This window comes from Campylobacter sp. CCUG 57310 (assembly GCF_013201975.1).
GTDB lineage: Bacteria > Campylobacterota > Campylobacteria > Campylobacterales > Campylobacteraceae > Campylobacter_A > Campylobacter_A canis.
Genome location: NZ_CP053845.1, coordinates 561,965 through 579,416 on the forward strand (window position 1 = coordinate 561,965; position 17,452 = coordinate 579,416).

Sequence of the window (17,452 nt, forward strand, 5' to 3'; positions counted from 1 at the left end):
TTTTTAAATTTATTAAGGTGATTTTACATTAAATTTGCTTTAAGTTGTCAAAAGGTTGAAATTTTAATCTTTTCATGCAAATTTGGATATAAAATATCCGCTTCATCAAATTTATGTCACGCCAAAACAAATGAATTTGCGATATAAAAGCCGCCCGAGTAGAGCAAGTCTGATTTATCACGCAAAGATAGCTAAAATTTAGCCAAACGCTCCTTGATAATCTCGCACGAATTCTTATCTCCAAGCTTGCAGGCTTCTGCTTCGGATTCGTATTTATCGTAAGTTGTTTTGTCGATTTTGCCGTTTTTAAATTCTATGCCTATTGCCGCGCATGCGTCGCTGTTTAGCATCTTGCAAGCCGTAGAGTAAGAGTCGTAAGCGTAATATACATTTGACTCCACGCCATATCCGTGCTCATACATCACGCCAAGTGCGTGGCAAGCATGGGGGCTTTTGATGTAGCAAGCTTTGTCAAAAAATTTAAATGCTTTTTTATCATCTTTTGGGACGTTTTTGCCCTCGTAATACATCAATGCGAAGTTATAGCACCCTACCGCGTTGTTTAGATGGCAAGCTTTGTAGTATAGATCTTTAGCCTTTTTGTGATCTTTTTCTACAGCTTCGCCCTTATCATACATAAGCCCTAAATTTGCACAAGCACTATCTTCTTTAAGCTCGCACGCCTTTGTATAAAGTTCGGCGATTTTTTTGAAATCGCGTTTTACGAGCTCGCCTTTTTTATAAATAAGCGCGAGGTCAAAACATCCTGTACCGTTATCAAGATCGCAAGCTTTACTAAAAAGCTCGTAAGCTAAATTTTGATCTTTTTTAACGCCTATTGCGTTGTAGTGCATGTTTGCAAGTGCAGCACAGCCGTATCCGTCGTTTTTATCGCAAAGTTCTTTTAAAATTTCACCAGCTTTTATGTAGTCTTTTTTATCAAAAGCCTCTTTGGCCTCGTTTTTTAAGTTTGTAGTAGCAAAAACTTGAGCGCCTAACAATACAGTCAAAAATAAAATTTTTATAATTTTCAATTTCTCTCCTTTTGCTCTTAAATTTAGCTTTTGTATTCGAATTCTTCACTTGGAAAAGCTCTTGCTTTAACCTCGTTTGCATAAGCTTTAACCGCTTCTTTTACTAAATTCGCTCCATTTAGATATCTTTTTACGAATTTTGGCTTGAACTCCTCAAAAAATCCAAGCATATCGGAAAATACAAGAACCTGCCCATCGACATCAACTCCCGAGCCTATGCCGATTACGGGTACATTTACGCTTCTTGCTATCTCTTTTGCCACGTCGCTAAGGGTGCCTTCTACTACGATTGTAAATACTCCCGCTTCTTCAAGAGCCTTTGCGTCTTTTATCAAATTTTTCGCTTCGTCTTCCTTGCGACCCTTTATCTTGTATCCGCCCTCATACCTAACCTGCTGAGGCATAAGCCCTATGTGTCCCATGACGCTTATGCCGTTTTCGCAAAGCTTTTTTATGATAGTCGCCATATTTCTGCCGCCTTCAAGTTTGACGGCATCAACTCCGCTTTTTTGGATAAATTTGATGGCGTTTTTAAGAGCTGTTCTTTCATCAGTATAGCTACCAAAAGGCATATCGGCTACCGTCAATGCTCTTTTAGTTCCGTTTGCTACAGCCGTAGCGTGGTATAACATCATATCCATTGTAGCGCTTAGGGTGTCTTTTTTGCCGTTAAAGCTCATGTTTAAGCTATCGCCTATGAGTATAATATCCACATACTCGTCAAACAGCTTGGCAAATAGTGCATCATAAGCCGTAATCATAACTACAGGTTCTAAATTTTTCTTATTTTTTATATTATTTACGTTAATTTTTTGCTCTTTTTGGCTCATTTTCCCTGCCTTTTGCGTTTATACTTGATTAATTTTATCAAAAAAATGATACAATTGCCCTGAATATTTAAGGATGGAAGTATGGGTATATTAAAAAATCTTGAGATTGACTACTCTTATGATATCGTTGAAGAATTCCTATCTCACTACTCTTTAATGTGTGATTTGATGGAACCTTTGATCATAGGACTTACAAGACAAGATAAATTTAAAAATAATATCGAAGAGCTATTTAGAATTTTTCATAATATAAAATCCGCAGCATCATTTATGAAGGTTGAACCTATTTTAAAGCTAGCCTCTCTTAGCGAAGAGGTCTGTTCTGAAGCAAGAGATCTTACTAAGCCTGCAAATGATGAATTTGTCGATTGGCTTTTGATCGTAAGCGATCAGTTTGGTAAATATCGCGATGATATAGAGTCGGATTCTGAATTTTTTAGCGTTTTAAATCCTTTAGTTGTAAAAATTCCATCTAAGCTTGATGTTTGACAAAAAAATAAAAATAAACTACAATACGCGACTTTCTATGGGAGCGACTTGGCTTCGACAGGAGCAGAGCGGTCATGGCGGCACGTCGCTTTGAGCAAAGCGTAAAAAGCTCAAATTAAAATTAAACGCAAATAACGTTAAATTCGCTCCTGCTTACGCTAAAGCTGCGTAAGTTCAGTTGAGCCTTGCTTGTTTTGATACTATCTAAAAACATAAGCGAGTAACCCTAGATAGAGTAGGTTTGTAGTTTGACAAGCTTCAAGCTGAAATTTTGTCTTAGTCTAGCTTTTGGTTTTGGAAGGTGAGCCTTGCTGGATGAAATTTTCACTTTTGCTAAGCGTGTAGAGGCTGTGTTCGGTTTGTTTTTGGACAGGGGTTCGATCCCCCTCGCTTCCACCAAATTTTATTCTCCAATTTATTTCTTATATTTAATAAATTTTAAAGATAATTGCTAGATTTTATTATACAAATGTTACAAATTTACACTGATTATAAATATTTTCATTTTTAACATTTTAGTTTTTATTTCTACTTTTGTTTTAAAAAGTTAGTATAAAGTTTTATATCTTAATGATTTTAAGATGTCTTTTTAAACTATAAATAATAATATAAATCACTATCTAAGTTAATTAAACAAAACTAAATAATAAATTAATTGATTTTAATCAATTTAAACTCAGCTTTTGTAAGCTAATATCTAAAATATAAAATAAAATTTTAAGAAAAAACTTAAAAAATTTAAGGAGAAAATATGGATCGACGAGATTTTATTAAGAGTGCCGCCGCAAGCGCCGCTTGTGCTAGTGCCGGTATAGCGATGCCTGCTAATCTGATGGCGAATTCAAATGCCGAAAAAGGTTGGCGATGGGATAAGGCTGCATGTCGCTTTTGCGGAACTGGATGCGGTATTATGGTTGCAACCAAGGACGGCAAAATAGTAGCCGTTAAGGGAGATCCGGCTGCTCCTGTAAACAGAGGCCTAAACTGTATCAAAGGATACTTTAACGCCAAGATCATGTATGGAGAGGATCGTATCACTCATCCGCTTCTTCGCGTAAATGAAAAGGGCGAATTTGATAAAAAGGGCAAATTTAAGCAAGTAAGCTGGCAAAAAGCGTTTGACGTAATGACCGAGCAGTTTAAAAAAGCTTATAACGAGCTTGGACCTCACGGCATAGGTGTGTTTGGCTCGGGTCAATATACCGTAATGGAAGGCGTTGCAGCCGTTAAGCTTATAAAGGCCGGTTTTAGAAGTAACGCTATCGATCCAAACGCTCGCCACTGTATGGCATCTGCGGTTGTTGCGTTTATGCAGACTTTTGGTATAGATGAGCCTTCTGGCTGTTTTGACGATATCGAGCTAACCGACACGGTAGTGTGCTGGGGCGCAAATATGGCGGAGATGCACCCTGTGCTTTGGGCGAGAGTTAGCGATAGAAAGCTAGCCGATCCTGAGAAGGTAAAAGTAGTAAATTTAAGCACATATTCTACTAGAACCTCACACTTAGCCGATATAGAGATCATCTTTACGCCTTCGACCGACCTTGCGATATTTAACTACATCGCTCGTGAGATAGTTTATAACCACCCTGAGATGATAGATGAAGAATTTGTTAAAAAACACTGCATATTCACGACAGGGCCTGCAGACATCGGATATGGCTTAAGAAATAACCCCAACCATCCGAAATACACAAATGAAAAAGATATATTAGAAACAGAGCTTAAGAAAAAACTAAGTGATAATGAGGGCGTAACCCTTGCTTATCTTGGACTAAAAGCCGGCGATGTTATGGAAAATAAAAATAACGCCAAGGCCGGAAACCACTGGGAGATAAGCTTTGAGGAGTTTAAAAAGGCTCTTGCTCCTTATACTCTTGACTTCGTTGCTAAACTTGCAAAAGGCGATCCTAACGAGGATTTGGAGGAATTTAAAGCGAAGTTAAAAACTCTAGCCGAGCTATATATAGAAAAACAAAGAAAGGTCGTAAGCTTCTGGACTATGGGTATGAACCAGCACCAAAGAGGCACATGGGTAAACGAGCAAGCTTACATGATCCACTTCTTGCTTGGCAAGCAAGCGCTTCCGGGATCCGGAGCATTCTCGCTAACAGGACAGCCTTCAGCTTGCGGAACGGCAAGAGAGGTTGGAACGTTTGCTCACCGCTTGCCTGCGGATATGGTTGTAGCAAATCCTAAACACCGCGAAATTTCAGAAAAAATTTGGAAGCTTCCAAAAGGCACGATAAATCCTAAGCCGGGTCCTCACTACATGCAAATCATGCGTGATCTGGAAGACGGCAAGATTAAGTGGGCTTGGGTTCACGTAAATAACCCGTGGCATAACACTGCAAACGCAAACCACTGGATAAAAGCGGCTCGCGAGATGGATAACTTTATCGTCGTTTCAGACCCGTATCCTGGAATTTCTGCTAAAGTAGGTGATCTTATCCTTCCAACTGCGATGATATATGAAAAATGGGGCGCATACGGTAACGCAGAGCGTAGAACTCAGCACTGGAGACAACAAGTTCTTCCTGTGGGCGAAGCGATGACTGATACATGGCAGATGCTTGAATTTTCAAAACGCTTTAAGCTAAAAGAAGTATGGAAAGAGCAAAAAGTAGATGATAAATTAACTCTTCCAAACGTGCTTGAAGAGGCTAAGGCTATGGGATATAGCGAAGAAGATACGCTATTTGACGTGCTATTTGCCAACAAAGAGGCAAGAAGCTATAGCGCAAAAGATCCTATCATGGAAGATTATGACAACACAGAAGTATTTGGAGATAGCAGAAAAGTAGTAGGAAGCGACGGCAAGGTGTTTGAAGGATATGGCTTCTTCATCCAAAAATACCTCTGGGAAGACTACCGTAAATTTGGACTAGGGCATGGACATGACTTGGCTGACTTTGATACATACCACAGAGTTCGCGGACTAAGATGGCCTGTAGTTGATGGCAAAGAGACACAATGGAGATTTAACACGAAATTTGACCCTTATGCTAAAAAAGCCGATCCGACAGCAAAATTTGCATTCTACGGCAATAAAGACGCAAAACTTCCAAGAGGAGACCTAATCAAAGCGACAAGCGGAGATGAGAAATTCTCGCTTCATAATAAGGCTAAAATTTTCTTCCGCCCTTATATGGATCCGTGCGAAATGCCTGATAACACATATCCGCTTTGGCTATGTACAGGCCGTGTTCTTGAGCACTGGCATACAGGAACTATGACAATGCGCGTTCCTGAGCTATACCGCGCGGTGCCTGAAGCGCTTTGCTATATGAATGAAGAAGATGCGCAAAAATTTGGCGTAATGCAAAACGAGATCATTTGGGTTGAGTCTCGCCGCGGTAAAGTTAAAGCAAGAGTAGAGCTAAGAGGACGTAACAAGCCTCCTGTAGGACTTGTATATGTGCCGTTTTTTGACGAAAACGTATTTATAAATAAAGTCTGCCTTGATGCAACTTGCCCGATATCAAAAGAGACCGATTTCAAAAAATGCGCGGTTAAAATTTACAAGGCATAGATATGAAAGATAGGCGCGAAGTACTCAAATTTGGCTTAAAGGCGATTGGCTTAGTAATCGCCGGAGGCTTTACTTGGAGTACGCAGACTAATCTTAAGGCTCAAACACTCATCCTTCGCCCGCCCGGAGCAAGGGACGAGAAGAGCTTTATGGCTAGTTGTATAAGATGCGGGCTTTGCGTGGAGGCGTGTCCTTTTGATACGTTAAGCCTAGCAAAGCTTGGCGATAATATAAGCTTTGGAACGCCTTATTTTACGCCAAGAGAGGTGCCTTGCTACATGTGTACCGATATCCCTTGTACGGTCGCCTGTCCGACGGACGCTCTTGACGTGAAGCTCGTTAGCAGTGATGATAAGCTTGATATCAACAAATCTCGCATGGGTATAGCCGTGCTTGATCCTTACAGCTGTATAGCCTTTGCGGGAATTCAGTGTGACGCCTGTTATAGAGCTTGTCCGCTTATAGATAAGGCTCTAGTGCTTGAATATAAAAGAAACGAACGAACCGAAAAGCACGCATTCTTACTTCCCGTGGTGGATGCAAATTACTGCACGGGCTGTGGAAAATGCGAAAACGCCTGCGTAACGAAAAAAGCGGCGATTTTCGTGCTTCCAAGAGAGATTGGACTTGGCGAAGTGAATGACAACTACGTTAAAGGCTGGATCGAGGGCGATGATACGAGACTAAAAGATATAGACACCAAGATCAAGCTTGATCAAAACAAAGTCAAAGACTACCTTAATAGCGGAGAGATATGATGAAATACTTACTGCTTAGAAGAATAACTCAAATTTCCATTTTGACTCTGTTTTTGATTAGCAATCTTTACGGACTTAAAATTCTGCAAGGAAATTTAAGCTCGTCTATGATCTTTGGCACTATCCCGCTTAGTGATCCGTTTGCGGTATTGCAGCTGTTTTTAGCTAGTTTTACACTTGCCAGCTCTGCTGCGCTGGGAGCTTTGATAGTAGTGTTGATATACGCTCTTATCGCGCCTCGTGCATTTTGCGCTTGGGTATGTCCGGTAAATATGATAACAGATTTTGCAAGATTTGTTAGAGTGAAATTTGGCTACGACAAAGATAAAAAGGTAGTCGTGTTTTCTAAAAGCTTTCGCTACTACATACTTGCCTTTGTGCTTTTTATGTCGGTTATCATGCAAACGCCCGCATTTGAGGGAGTAAGCTTTATCGGCATAATTCAGCGCGGTATCATATACGGCGGCACGCTTTGGATATTTGTGGCTTTTGGCGTGTTTGCCATAGACGCTTTTGTAGGCGATAGACTGATATGTTCAAAGCTTTGTCCTCTTGGCGCTTTTTATGCGACGATTGGCAAATTTGCGTTTATCCGCGTAGATCATGATAGCCAAAACTGCACAAAATGCATGAAGTGTAAAGTGATATGCCCTGAAAGCCAAGTACTTGGAATAATCGGAAAAGAAAGCGGACTAATAACCTCTAGCGAGTGCATTAGCTGCGGACGCTGTATAGACGTGTGTGGCGATGACGCGTTAAAATTTAGCATAAGAAATTTAAGGAGAAAATGAATGAAAACTTTTAGGTTTGCACTTGGTGCAATGGCTGCGGCAATCATCCTTGCAGGGTGCAATGCGCCGTCGGTCGCGGACAATAAGCCAAAGGATTTGGGCGGATTAAGAAGCTCTGATGTGATGGATGAAAATTCAGTCAAGCTACTGGAGTATCAATACTCAACCGATCCTGCAGGAAGCGCTAAAAATATAGAGCGCGCATTTGAAAACGCTCCTCCGATGATCCCTCACGATCTAGAAGGGCTTATCCCTATTACCAAAGATATGAATATGTGCGTAACCTGCCATATGCCTGATGTAGCCAAAGACGCCGGAGCTACGCCTCTGCCTAAATCGCACTTTTATAGTATCAGAAACAACAAAGACTTAGCAGATAAGCTAAGCGATGATAGATTTAACTGTACTCAGTGCCACGCTCCTCAAGCAAACGTGACCGTACCGTTTAAAAATAACTTCAAACCTGAGTTTAGAACCGAGGACGGAGCGCAAAGGTCGAATTTGCTAGATATACTAAATGACGGTGTGAGGTAAGATTGCAAGAGGCAAACAATCTTTCAAGACGAAGACTTTTTACAAAAATTTTGGGTGCTAAAGAAGATGCACCCAAATTTATAAATCCTCCATATTTTTGCGGAGAATTTGATTGTGTTAATTGTCACACTCCTTGTGTAAAGGCTTGCGGGCGCGAGCTTTTGAGATTTGAAAATCAAAGAGTTATTTTTGAGTTTAAAAATTTAGGTTGCAACTTCTGCAAGGATTGCGCCATAGCTTGCGAAGAGATCGGCAAAGAGGTTTTAAGTCTAAAATTCCCAGCCAAAATAGAGGCAAAGGTTAGCATAGACGTAGCTTCTTGCTTAGCATGGAATAATACGATTTGCTATAATTGCCAAGATGTATGCAAATTTAGAGCGATTGACTTTTTTGGCGTTTTTCGCCCTGTTATAAACGAACGCTGCACGGGATGTGCGCAGTGTCTTGAGGTGTGTTTTAAAAATTCTATCAAAATGGAGGCTTTATGAAAATTCTACTCGCTTTTTTAGCGCTTTTAAATTTGGCTTTTTCTCTTGATATCAAAGAGCCTTACAAGATTATAGAAGCGCACTCTAACGTGATAAGTTCCTCGCTTTTAAACGACAAACTTTATATTGGTACCGACAGCGGTCAGGTAAATATCTATGATATGAAGAGCGAGGAGTTTTTAGAGCCTATAGTTTTACCAAAGATAAAGACGCATTTTACCGATGACGAGTTTGCAAAAGTATTTAGCATAGATGAGCTTAACGGTGTGCTGATGGTGCTAAGCGAGACGAGTTACGGCAAAAGACTTTTACATGTTTATGAGATGATTGAGGGTAAAAGAGTAGAGACTAAAACTATAAATTTAGATAACGAATCAATCAAAAAAGCTCTGTTTTTAAATCCTAAAACAGCTATTATCGGTTCGCTTAGTAATGAAATTTACTTTTTAAATTTAGATACGGGCAACATCGACTTTAGCAAAAAATTTTCTATAGCGTCGCTATCTGACTTTGAGCTTAGCGAAGATAGAAGCAAGATCGCCGTGGGGTGTGAGAGCGGGATAGTTTATATATTTGACGCTAAAGAGCGCAAAGTGCTAAACGAGCTTGGCTTTCATAAAGATAATATGTATGATATAGAGTATAAAAACGGTGCTATCGTTACAGGCGGAGTGGATAGACATGCAGGAGTTTATAGCGGCGGCAGTATCGGCATGATGAGGTCAAATTTTTTAGTCTATGCGGTAGGTCTTAGCGATGACGGCAAGCTTGGAGCATTTATGAGTGATGATCTAAGCGATATAGATGTGTTTGAAGTAAACAGCAAGAGAATTTTAGCAAGGCTAAAAACTATGCAAAGCACGATAAATGGCATACATTTTTTAGATGATAGTTCTCTTATAAGCGTTGCTTACGAGAAAAAAGTAAAATTTTGGAGATTTAGATGAATATTTCAAGTGTGATAGTGCATGTAAAAGATGAAAATTTGATAGACGATATCTTAAATTCGCTTCGTAAAATGAGCCAGTGTGAAATTATTGCTTATGAAAACGCAAAGATAGTAGCACTTATAAGCGTAGATAATTTTGAAGACGAGCTTGAGACTTTTAAGGCCATGGAGCGTATAAACGGAGTTGCGGGCGTTGCGATGGTGTATAGTTATCAAGAAGATTTGGAGGGCGATTTGCAGAGACTAAAAGAGAGCGGCAAACTCAGCGAAGTGCTTACAAACGATGATATGCAAGCTCGTGATATAGTTTATAGCGGTAGCGTTCACCATAAGGTTAAATAGCTTAAATTTAACCTTCTTTTTATTAAAATCTCTACTAAAATCAAAAAATCTAACCTCAAATTCAACGCAAACTATATAAAATATTAGAAAATAAAATTTTAGGAGCTTATAATGGGCGTGAATTTGAGTAGATTAAAAGATCTTTTTGTAGAGATTAATTCTATAAACGATTATAGTTTTGGCGACGGAATGAGCCGACTTGCTTACACTTCTCAGGATAAAACCGCGCGCGAGCTGTTTATAAAGCGCTGTAAGGAAGCGGGACTTAGCGTAAGAGTGGATGCGATAGGCAATATCTTTGCAAGGCGCGAAGGAAGCGAGCCGAATTTACCCGCAATCGCCTTTGGGTCTCACCTTGATACGGTTATAAACGGCGGACAGTTTGACGGAATTTTAGGCGTGCTTGGCGGACTTGAAGTAATCCGCTCATTAAATGATGAAAATATCAAAACAAAACACCCTCTTGAGTTAATCGTGTTTGAGTGTGAGGAGTCAAGCAGGTTTAATATCGCGACTCTTGGCAGTAAGGTAATGTGTGGTAAGCTAGGATATGAGAAGCTAAAGGATGTCAAAGACTTTACGGGACGTGAAATAGGCGAAATTTTTAGCGAATTTGGAATAGATATAAAAAGGATCGAAGAGGCTAAAAATTTAGAACCTAACTACAAAGGTTTTTTTGAAATTCATATTGAGCAAGGACCGCTTCTAGATAACGAAAAAATTCAAATCGGCGTAGTAAGCGCAATCGCTGCGCCTCATAGATTTAGCGTGCGAGTTATCGGGCAGCCTCAGCACTCTGGAACTACTGCTATGAAATACCGAAATGACGCACTTTGCGCGGCGGCTGAGATAATACTGGCAGTTGAAAAGATAGCAAAAGATAATTCTCAAAATAGCGTAGTGGCAACTACGGGTAATTGCTCCGTAAAACCGGGCGTGATGAACGTAGTGCCAGGAGAGACGATGTTGCTCATTGATCTAAGGGGTATAAATTTGCAAACCCGTGAAGATGCCTACGCTCAGATAATCTCACATATAAACAAAATAGAAGAGAAACGAGGCATAAAATGCGAGATAAAGCAACTCGGTTTTGATACTCCATGCAGACTTGACGAGAGGCTTATAAATTTGATAGTTTCGGAAGCTAAGGGGCTAAATTTAAGCTATGAGATAATGCCAAGCGGAGCGGGACATGACGCTATGCATATGGCCGAAATTTGTCCTACTGCGATGATATTTATCCCTTCAAAAGACGGAATCAGCCATAATCCTTCAGAATTTTCAAAATGGGACGATATAGAAAACGGGCTTAATTTATTAAAAAATGTAATTTTAAATGAGTCTCTTTAAACTTAATTTAAAAAAGCATAGTAAAATTGATGAAAATAAAGGAGAATAAATGCAGATAAGTTCGAATTTTAATAACTCAAATCCTTATAATTTAAGCAGTAAAGAAAATATTGAAAAATTTAGAGAAAATTTTACAAATTTAAATGCGAAAGAGCTTACAAACGGCTATTTCTTAGAGTTTCAAAATAAAGCCTTTAATCAGACCAGTATAAATTTCGACACTCAATCAGCGCTTAACTTGTTTGATCCTCAGGATATAAATTCTAAAAATTTGATGCAGATATTAAACAAGATTGATTATAGATCGATTGGTTATGACGGCAAAGACATAACATCTCTAAAACAAGACGAAGCAAAGGCGCTTATAGGTGAAGACGGATTTTTTGGTATCACAAATACGGCAAATAGAATCGCGGATTTTGTACTTAACGGCGCAGGAGATGATCTTGAGATGTTAAAAGCGGGCAGAGAAGGTGTCGTTAATGGCTTTAAAGAAGCCGAGCGCCTTTGGGGAGGAAATTTGCCTGAAATTTCTCAACAAACCATCCAAAAAACTCTAGAAAAGATAGATGAACGCATAGCAAAACTAGGTGGAAATATCATAAATGTTGAAGCTTAAGCTTGTTTGTATTTTAAGTTTTGCGACTTTATTTACGGGATGTTTTGACCTTTTTAATCAAACTCCAAATTTGCCAAGTCGCAGCACGATAAATCAGCCTGTTATCAAAAAAGAACAAAGCATACGCGGCGTTATAGAGGATATTAGCTATACCGAAAACGGCTGGTGTTATGATATAAGAAGCGTTGATACGAGTAACGATAAGCTATCAAGCGGTAAATTTTGTGCCGATAAGCATTATTTTAATGCTGGCGATTTGATCTATGCAACTATTTTTGATACCAAAATAAAAAATATGTATCTTATACAGCAAGGCTACGTAAGCCCTAAAAAATCGTATAAAAATTTAAATACAAGCACAAAAATTCAACAAACCAAACGTGCAACAAATAAAAAACAAGTTGTAGAACTGCCTAAAGATGAGAAGATCAACTTTGATTAGCCGTTGATTTACCGATGTGATTTATAATTTCATCAAGCAATCAAAGTTAGAACTCCTTTTAAGGGGGCGAGGCAAAGCTCCCTTTTCTTTCATATTTTAATAACTCTTATTTCTTTTTATCTTGTATTTTTGCTTTTGTTTTTAAAATTTAAAATTATGATATAATCGGAAAATGAAATTTTATTACATTCACACCAAAGGCTATTAATGCGTTTTTATAAATTATCAATTTTAACATCTTTATTGTTGCTATCTAGCTTAAACGCTAATGAACCTAGCTATGTTTTTGAAGCTAAGGGCGAATTTGCTAAAGAGCTTAAGGCTTTAGTTGAGAAATATTCAAAAGATGAAAATGTAACTATAAATGTTTATGAAAAAGCCCCTGAAAACGAAGACAATGGCGGGTTTTTAAACATAGGAGTAAATAGTAAAAGATCTTATAGCGTAGAAAGAGGAAGAGAGCTATACGCTAAAAACTGCGCAAGCTGTCATGGTGAAAATGGAGAAAAAAGAGCTTACGGGACTTCAAGAAAGCTCACTCAGATTAGTGCTGAGGATATAGAAGCGGCATTTTCAGGTTATCTAAATGACTCTGAATTTGGCGGAAACAAAAGAGAGATGATGAAAACGATTGCAGCAAAGACTTCGTATAAGGACTTAGGAGCTATAATAGCCTTTCTAAAAGGCAAAGATGCATTAAGATATAAAGAAAATACTACTAAAAATACAGATATCTCTACCTCTCCAACTCAAGGAAGCTATCTTAAGTAACCATTTGGCTACAACTCTGTAGCCAAATTTAAATATACGCAATATTATTTTTCTTTTTTTATATTACTTTGGTAAACAATCGGTAACTTTTTTAAAATTTTACGCTAAATTTAAGTTAATTTAAGGTCTTGTTGTGCTAATATAACACCATATTTCAACTTTATTAAGGAGTTCGTAATGAAATTAACTAAGATTAGTTTGGCAACTTTAGTTGCTCTAGGTGCTTTCTCAAGCGTTGCAAGCGCAACACCACTTGAAGAGGCTATTAAGAATGTAGATCTTTCAGGATTTGTAAGATATAGATATGAAAACGTAAGAACAAATAAAGTAGATGTTAAAACAGATAAATCTAGACATAGATTTAGATCAATTTTTGCATTTAAAGCCGCTTTAGATGATAATTTCTTTGGTGTTTTAAGCTTTAGATATGATTCAAACGATAATTCTGGTAAAGCTACAGGAAAAGCTAACGTAACAGATACAAGTAGTACGTTTGCAGTAAATGAACTATATCTTGGATATACAAGAGGCAATACGACTGTTAAGTTTGGTAAACAAATGATAGGCTCATACTTTACTGATGATGAGGCGGGAACCGGTGTTAAACTAGTAAATAAAGATATAGAAGGCTTAACTCTTGCTGCTTTTGCATTTGATGATCTTGAAAATAGCAGTCGAACAGATGGAGAAGTTAAAAATATACCACTTCCAAATCGTAGAAAAGCACTTGATAATAACCTTTATGGCGTAGCTGCTATGGGCTCATATAATCCTGTAAATTTTGAGCTATGGTATGCTTCTTTAGTCGATGTTGCAAATCTTATAGCTGCTGATGTTGCATTTGATTTTGGAATTACCGATGATGTGACTATAAATGCTCAAGTTCAATATGGTCATGCCGATGTAGAGGGAGAACTTGCTCCTGCTTATAGAGATACAGATTTCTATGCTGCCCAGCTAGGAACAGAGCTATTCGGTGCTGATTTAGCTGCCGGATATATAGGTTGGAAAGTCAAAGATAAGGCCAAAGGATTTATTACTCTAGAAGACAATGGTAACTTTATAGATCCTACTGAGCAAGCTTTCGGTAATACTTTTGAATATACAAACCTTGCTGGAAAAGGTAATTTCTGGTTTGTTACTGCTGCTTATAAATTTGATAAATTTGGAATTGGTGCTGACTATATAAAAGGTGATGTAAAAGAGCCTGCTGATAAAAAAACAAAAATAGATGAAGTTATTGCAAGAGCTTCTTATAACTATAGCGCTAAGCTAAAATTCAAAAGCTACTTCTCGCATGAAACTGAAAAAGTTAATGCTGGAGATAAAGCAAAATCTGATAAATTTAGATTTGAAGCTAAATACTCATTCTAATACTTCTTTATGATACCTTGAGCGAAATAATTCGCTCAAGGTTGTTTTTAAATCACACGTTCATTCCATTTTTGTATCTACAGCAGAATACATCAAACAATTATTTTTGTAAAAATTTATCTAGCTTTATTTAAAAGAATAAGCTATTGAGTTGCTATGTAAATATTGCCAATTTAATTTTTATAGCTAATTCCATCTATTAACCTACATACTATATAATATATTAAACAAAAATACAAATAATAAAAATTATTATTTAAAAATAATTTTTATTTAAGAATATTTTGCTATAATTCCTCATATAAAATTTAAAACAAGGAGACAATATGTCAAAAGTTATCGAACAACTAAACCAAATTCAGGCTGATGCCCATGCATTATTTATCAAATTTCACGATTATCATTGGAATGTAAAAGGTATTCAATTTTTTAGTATTCATGAATATACAGAAAAGGCATATGATGAATTTGCTGAAATTTTTGACGAAATGGCAGAAAGGGCTATTCAATTAGGCGGCAAAGCTATAATATGTCCTGGGGAGCTAAACAAACGCTCTCACATTAAGCCTGAAGGCAAAGATAGCTATACTCCGACAGAAGTACTAAAAGGAGTTTTGGTTGATTATAAACACCTGCTTGGTGAGTTTAAAAAACTTGCAGAAGTTGCAGATGGCGATAGCACGACAGTTGCAATTGCAGAAGATAATATAGCGAAATACGAAAAAGCTATTTGGATGCTTGAAGCTACTTTAGCTTAATAAATCTTCAATTTAAGGGGCTTTAATACCCCCTTAAATTTTTTATTCTTTTTAACTTTTATTATTTAGACAACTATTTGAAATTCATCTTTTTGACTAAGTGTTTTATGCTGTTTATTTAAAATAAATACAGGCAAAGCCAAAGTTAAGTATCCAGTCAGTGTTTGATTTTTCAAATATCTTTTTTAGCTTTAAGTAAAATAAAAACCTAGCTAAATTTATCTAAAAGATTGACAAGCTTAAAAACTTTGCAAAATCTCTAAAATTTATTAATCAAAACAAGGCTGCATATGCAAATTCATCTTCCAAGCATGGTTTTTAAAATTCTTTTTCCCACTTCCACGCCTGGTTGATCGTAAGTGTTTATTCCAAGCATTATTCCGGTAGCAGAAGTTAGAAGCTCGTAGTGGTATATCAGATATCCTGCGTGCCATTCATCAAGCTTGCTTACTGTGATCACGTCTACACTTATACCCTCTTGTATGAGTGCGTGAGTTGTAGCATCGCATTGTGCGTTTATGAGGGAATTTAAGCTGATGTTGTTTGCGAAGTCACACTCTTCAAGGTGTTTTAGGCTCAAATTCGGCGTTATCGCCATGCTATTTTGATCCTCAACTTTGATAAAAGTTACCGTCTTATCTTTAACTCCGTCCATTATGAGTTGCAAAAACGAGTGTTGATCTCGCGATCCTATAAGCCCCACCGGTGTTAGTCCGTATCTCTTAAATCCTTTTTTCTTGCCTAAGCTTTCCGCCCAAAGTTGCACATACCAGTCGTTAAATGCGAGCAATCTATCCGAATAGCTAAATATCACGTTTATTTTAGCACTTTTATGCGTTGCGTAGTGATATGCCTTATGCATTAAAGTATCATCTTTATCGCTTAAAAATTGTTTTTTGCACTCTCTTGCACCTTCAAGCAGGGCTTTTATATTATATCCACATAGACTTAGAGGCACTAGTCCTATCGCGCTTAGCACGCTAAAGCGCCCGCCTACGTTTTTTGGGATATTAAAATAAGTTATTTGATTTTCTTTAGCATAAATTTCAAGAGGAGAGCTTGGGTCTGTGATGATAAGAAAATTTTGGCTTAAATTTTCAGGCTTAAAGCGCTGCAAAATACACTTAAAAAGCGTGATAGTTTCTATGGTGGTGCCTGATTTTGACGATATGATAAACAGACTTTTTTTAAATTCTATCCTCTTCATAAGTTTTTCAAAGCTAAATCCGTCTACATTATCAAGGAAATAAAGCTCTCTTGAGCCATCTTTTTTTTCGGCTTTTAGCATCTGCCTGAGTGCTTTTACCCCAAGAGAGCTACCGCCTATGCCTACTAGTACGACATTTGTTATGTTGGCAAATTTGCTTTCGATATCTTTTATTAAAGCTATCATGTCGTTTCCAAGCTCGGGTAGGTGATAGTATCCTATATCCCCACTTTCCAGTTCGTCATTCATGCGCTTGGCGTATGAAGTTATCGTTTCTAGCGGTGTTTTTTTAAAGTAGAGGTTATTTTTTACCATCTTTTTGCAACTTTTCATAGAAGAAATTCGTAGCCTCGACAAATCCCGCCACGCTTCCGCAGTCAAAGCGTCTGCCTTTAAATTTATAAGCTAGTACCATGCCGTCTTTTGCTTGCTGCATAAGAGCGTCAGTTATCTGCACTTCGCCATTTTTGCCCGGTTTTGTCTGCTCTAAGATAGCAAAAATATCAGGTGTCAGTATGTATCTTCCGATGATGGCTAAATTTGTAGGAGCCTCTTCTACGCTTGGTTTTTCGATCATATCATCAACCATTATTAAGTCGTCTTCTATATATCTTCCGTTTATTATGCCGTAACTGCTGACTTGCTCTTTTGGCACTTCCATGACGGCTACGATGGAGCAGCGATATTTTTCATAAATTCTTACCATCTGCGTAAGTACGCCAACGCCTTGTTCGTTGATACAAAGATCATCCGCTAGTATAACGCCAAAAGGTTCGTCTCTTACGAGGGTTTTGCCTGTGTGTATGGCGTTGCCAAGCCCTCGCATGCTCTCTTGGCGCGTAAATGAAAATGTGCATTTTGCCATGAGATCGCGAATTTCGGTTAGTAGATACTCTTTATTTGTGCCTGAAATTTGATGCTCAAGCTCGTAGCTTATATCAAAATAATCTTCAAGCGCTCGTTTGCCGCGCCCCGTTATAAAAGCCATATTTTTCATGCCGGCTTCCAAAGCTTCATCAACGCCGTAGTGAATAAGCGGCTTGGTAAGTATCGGTAGCATCTCTTTTGGAAGGGATTTTGTCGCAGGCAAAAATCTAGTACCGTAGCCCGCAGCGGGGAAAAGGCATGTTTGTATCATAAAATTTCCTTTTTTAGGGTATTTTAACCAAGCCTTACTAAATGCT

The 17,452-nt window shown here is 38.0% G+C and carries 18 protein-coding genes and 1 other RNA gene; 15 read left to right on the plus strand and 4 right to left on the minus strand.

Features of this window, described 5'->3' with window-relative positions:
- Positions 1 to 191 precede the first annotated feature (191 nt).
- On the minus strand, positions 192 to 1,034 hold the full coding sequence (locus tag CORI_RS02840) for a tetratricopeptide repeat protein (RefSeq protein ID WP_173030734.1): 843 nt from the start codon (positions 1,032 to 1,034) through the stop codon (positions 192 to 194).
- Between the two features lie 23 nt (positions 1,035 to 1,057).
- Positions 1,058 to 1,864 carry a 3-methyl-2-oxobutanoate hydroxymethyltransferase gene (gene panB, locus CORI_RS02845; RefSeq protein ID WP_173030735.1) on the minus strand — a complete coding sequence of 269 codons (807 nt, stop codon included), beginning with the start codon at positions 1,862 to 1,864 and terminating at the stop codon, positions 1,058 to 1,060.
- Between the two features lie 81 nt (positions 1,865 to 1,945).
- On the opposite strand from panB, the gene CORI_RS02850 reads away from it, so the two are divergent.
- The 15 genes from CORI_RS02850 to CORI_RS02920 all read left to right on the plus strand — a co-directional run bounded on the left by CORI_RS02850 (position 1,946) and on the right by CORI_RS02920 (position 15,061).
- Positions 1,946 to 2,353, plus strand: coding sequence for an Hpt domain-containing protein (locus CORI_RS02850; protein WP_169940175.1), 408 nt, complete (start codon positions 1,946 to 1,948; stop codon positions 2,351 to 2,353).
- A 39-nt stretch (positions 2,354 to 2,392) separates the two neighbouring features.
- Positions 2,393 to 2,752: a transfer-messenger RNA gene (gene ssrA, locus CORI_RS02855) on the plus strand.
- A 352-nt stretch (positions 2,753 to 3,104) separates the two neighbouring features.
- The gene (gene napA / locus CORI_RS02860; protein ID WP_173030736.1) at positions 3,105 to 5,885 is read left to right on the plus strand and encodes a nitrate reductase catalytic subunit NapA; all 2,781 of its coding nucleotides are present in this window, start codon (positions 3,105 to 3,107) and stop codon (positions 5,883 to 5,885) included.
- Positions 5,886 to 5,887: 2 nt separating this feature from the next.
- Positions 5,888 to 6,643 (plus strand): ferredoxin-type protein NapG, encoded by a 756-nt coding sequence (napG, locus tag CORI_RS02865; RefSeq protein WP_173030737.1) that lies wholly within the window; start codon positions 5,888 to 5,890, stop codon positions 6,641 to 6,643.
- Entirely contained in the window at positions 6,643 to 7,434 is a 792-nt protein-coding gene (gene napH, locus CORI_RS02870; protein WP_173031912.1) for a quinol dehydrogenase ferredoxin subunit NapH, read from the plus strand. Before napG ends, napH begins: the two co-directional genes overlap by 1 nt.
- Positions 7,435 to 7,968 (plus strand): nitrate reductase cytochrome c-type subunit, encoded by a 534-nt coding sequence (locus CORI_RS02875; RefSeq protein ID WP_173030738.1) that lies wholly within the window; start codon positions 7,435 to 7,437, stop codon positions 7,966 to 7,968.
- 2 nt (positions 7,969 to 7,970) lie between these two features.
- Entirely contained in the window at positions 7,971 to 8,456 is a 486-nt protein-coding gene (locus CORI_RS02880) for a 4Fe-4S ferredoxin (RefSeq protein ID WP_173030739.1), read from the plus strand.
- Positions 8,453 to 9,403, plus strand: a complete 951-nt coding sequence (locus tag CORI_RS02885; protein ID WP_173030740.1) for a WD40 repeat domain-containing protein — start codon at positions 8,453 to 8,455, stop codon at positions 9,401 to 9,403. Before CORI_RS02880 ends, CORI_RS02885 begins: the two co-directional genes overlap by 4 nt.
- The gene (locus tag CORI_RS02890) at positions 9,400 to 9,747 is read left to right on the plus strand and encodes a chaperone NapD (RefSeq protein ID WP_170020198.1); all 348 of its coding nucleotides are present in this window, start codon (positions 9,400 to 9,402) and stop codon (positions 9,745 to 9,747) included. Before CORI_RS02885 ends, CORI_RS02890 begins: the two co-directional genes overlap by 4 nt.
- A 117-nt stretch (positions 9,748 to 9,864) precedes the next feature.
- Positions 9,865 to 11,097, plus strand: a complete 1,233-nt coding sequence (locus CORI_RS02895) for a Zn-dependent hydrolase (RefSeq protein ID WP_254064972.1) — start codon at positions 9,865 to 9,867, stop codon at positions 11,095 to 11,097.
- Positions 11,098 to 11,146: 49 nt separating this feature from the next.
- Positions 11,147 to 11,716 carry a hydrogenase-4 component G gene (locus CORI_RS02900; protein WP_173030742.1) on the plus strand — a complete coding sequence of 190 codons (570 nt, stop codon included), beginning with the start codon at positions 11,147 to 11,149 and terminating at the stop codon, positions 11,714 to 11,716.
- Positions 11,703 to 12,158: a hypothetical protein gene (locus tag CORI_RS02905; RefSeq protein WP_173030743.1), complete on the plus strand. Its 456-nt coding sequence runs from the start codon at positions 11,703 to 11,705 to the stop codon at positions 12,156 to 12,158. The genes CORI_RS02900 and CORI_RS02905 overlap by 14 nt, the downstream gene beginning before the upstream one ends.
- Before the next feature lie 207 nt (positions 12,159 to 12,365).
- A complete protein-coding gene (locus CORI_RS02910; protein ID WP_173030744.1) occupies positions 12,366 to 12,929 on the plus strand; it encodes a cytochrome c in 564 nt (187 codons plus the stop codon).
- A 177-nt stretch (positions 12,930 to 13,106) separates the two neighbouring features.
- On the plus strand, positions 13,107 to 14,303 hold the full coding sequence (locus CORI_RS02915) for an OprD family outer membrane porin (protein WP_173030745.1): 1,197 nt from the start codon (positions 13,107 to 13,109) through the stop codon (positions 14,301 to 14,303).
- Between the two features lie 326 nt (positions 14,304 to 14,629).
- Positions 14,630 to 15,061 carry a DNA starvation/stationary phase protection protein gene (locus tag CORI_RS02920; protein WP_173030746.1) on the plus strand — a complete coding sequence of 144 codons (432 nt, stop codon included), beginning with the start codon at positions 14,630 to 14,632 and terminating at the stop codon, positions 15,059 to 15,061.
- A gap of 298 nt (positions 15,062 to 15,359) precedes the next feature.
- On the opposite strand, the gene CORI_RS02925 is transcribed toward CORI_RS02920, so the two are convergent.
- Together CORI_RS02925 and galU are read right to left on the minus strand one after the other, a co-directional pair.
- Entirely contained in the window at positions 15,360 to 16,583 is a 1,224-nt protein-coding gene (locus tag CORI_RS02925; RefSeq protein ID WP_173031913.1) for a glucose-6-phosphate isomerase, read from the minus strand.
- The gene (gene galU / locus CORI_RS02930; protein WP_173030747.1) at positions 16,570 to 17,406 is read right to left on the minus strand and encodes a UTP--glucose-1-phosphate uridylyltransferase GalU; all 837 of its coding nucleotides are present in this window, start codon (positions 17,404 to 17,406) and stop codon (positions 16,570 to 16,572) included. The genes CORI_RS02925 and galU overlap by 14 nt, the downstream gene beginning before the upstream one ends.
- Positions 17,407 to 17,452: the final 46 nt, after the last annotated feature.

Bases quoted from the DNA above. Each gene is read 5' to 3' on its own strand.
- CORI_RS02900 (WP_173030742.1), top strand. From the start codon at position 11,147: ATGCAGATAAGTTCGAATTTTAATAACTCAAATCCTTATAATTTAAGC.
- galU (WP_173030747.1), bottom strand. From the start codon at position 17,406: ATGATACAAACATGCCTTTTCCCCGCTGCGGGCTACGGTACTAGATTT.
- CORI_RS02890 (WP_170020198.1), top strand. From the start codon at position 9,400: ATGAATATTTCAAGTGTGATAGTGCATGTAAAAGATGAAAATTTGATA.
- CORI_RS02910 (WP_173030744.1), top strand. From the start codon at position 12,366: ATGCGTTTTTATAAATTATCAATTTTAACATCTTTATTGTTGCTATCT.
- CORI_RS02920 (WP_173030746.1), top strand. From the start codon at position 14,630: ATGTCAAAAGTTATCGAACAACTAAACCAAATTCAGGCTGATGCCCAT.
- napG (WP_173030737.1), top strand. From the start codon at position 5,888: ATGAAAGATAGGCGCGAAGTACTCAAATTTGGCTTAAAGGCGATTGGC.
- napH (WP_173031912.1), top strand. From the start codon at position 6,643: ATGAAATACTTACTGCTTAGAAGAATAACTCAAATTTCCATTTTGACT.
- CORI_RS02905 (WP_173030743.1), top strand. From the start codon at position 11,703: ATGTTGAAGCTTAAGCTTGTTTGTATTTTAAGTTTTGCGACTTTATTT.
- napA (WP_173030736.1), top strand. From the start codon at position 3,105: ATGGATCGACGAGATTTTATTAAGAGTGCCGCCGCAAGCGCCGCTTGT.
- CORI_RS02885 (WP_173030740.1), top strand. From the start codon at position 8,453: ATGAAAATTCTACTCGCTTTTTTAGCGCTTTTAAATTTGGCTTTTTCT.
- CORI_RS02875 (WP_173030738.1), top strand. From the start codon at position 7,435: ATGAAAACTTTTAGGTTTGCACTTGGTGCAATGGCTGCGGCAATCATC.
- panB (WP_173030735.1), bottom strand. From the start codon at position 1,864: ATGAGCCAAAAAGAGCAAAAAATTAACGTAAATAATATAAAAAATAAG.
- CORI_RS02925 (WP_173031913.1), bottom strand. From the start codon at position 16,583: ATGGTAAAAAATAACCTCTACTTTAAAAAAACACCGCTAGAAACGATA.
- CORI_RS02915 (WP_173030745.1), top strand. From the start codon at position 13,107: ATGAAATTAACTAAGATTAGTTTGGCAACTTTAGTTGCTCTAGGTGCT.
- CORI_RS02850 (WP_169940175.1), top strand. From the start codon at position 1,946: ATGGGTATATTAAAAAATCTTGAGATTGACTACTCTTATGATATCGTT.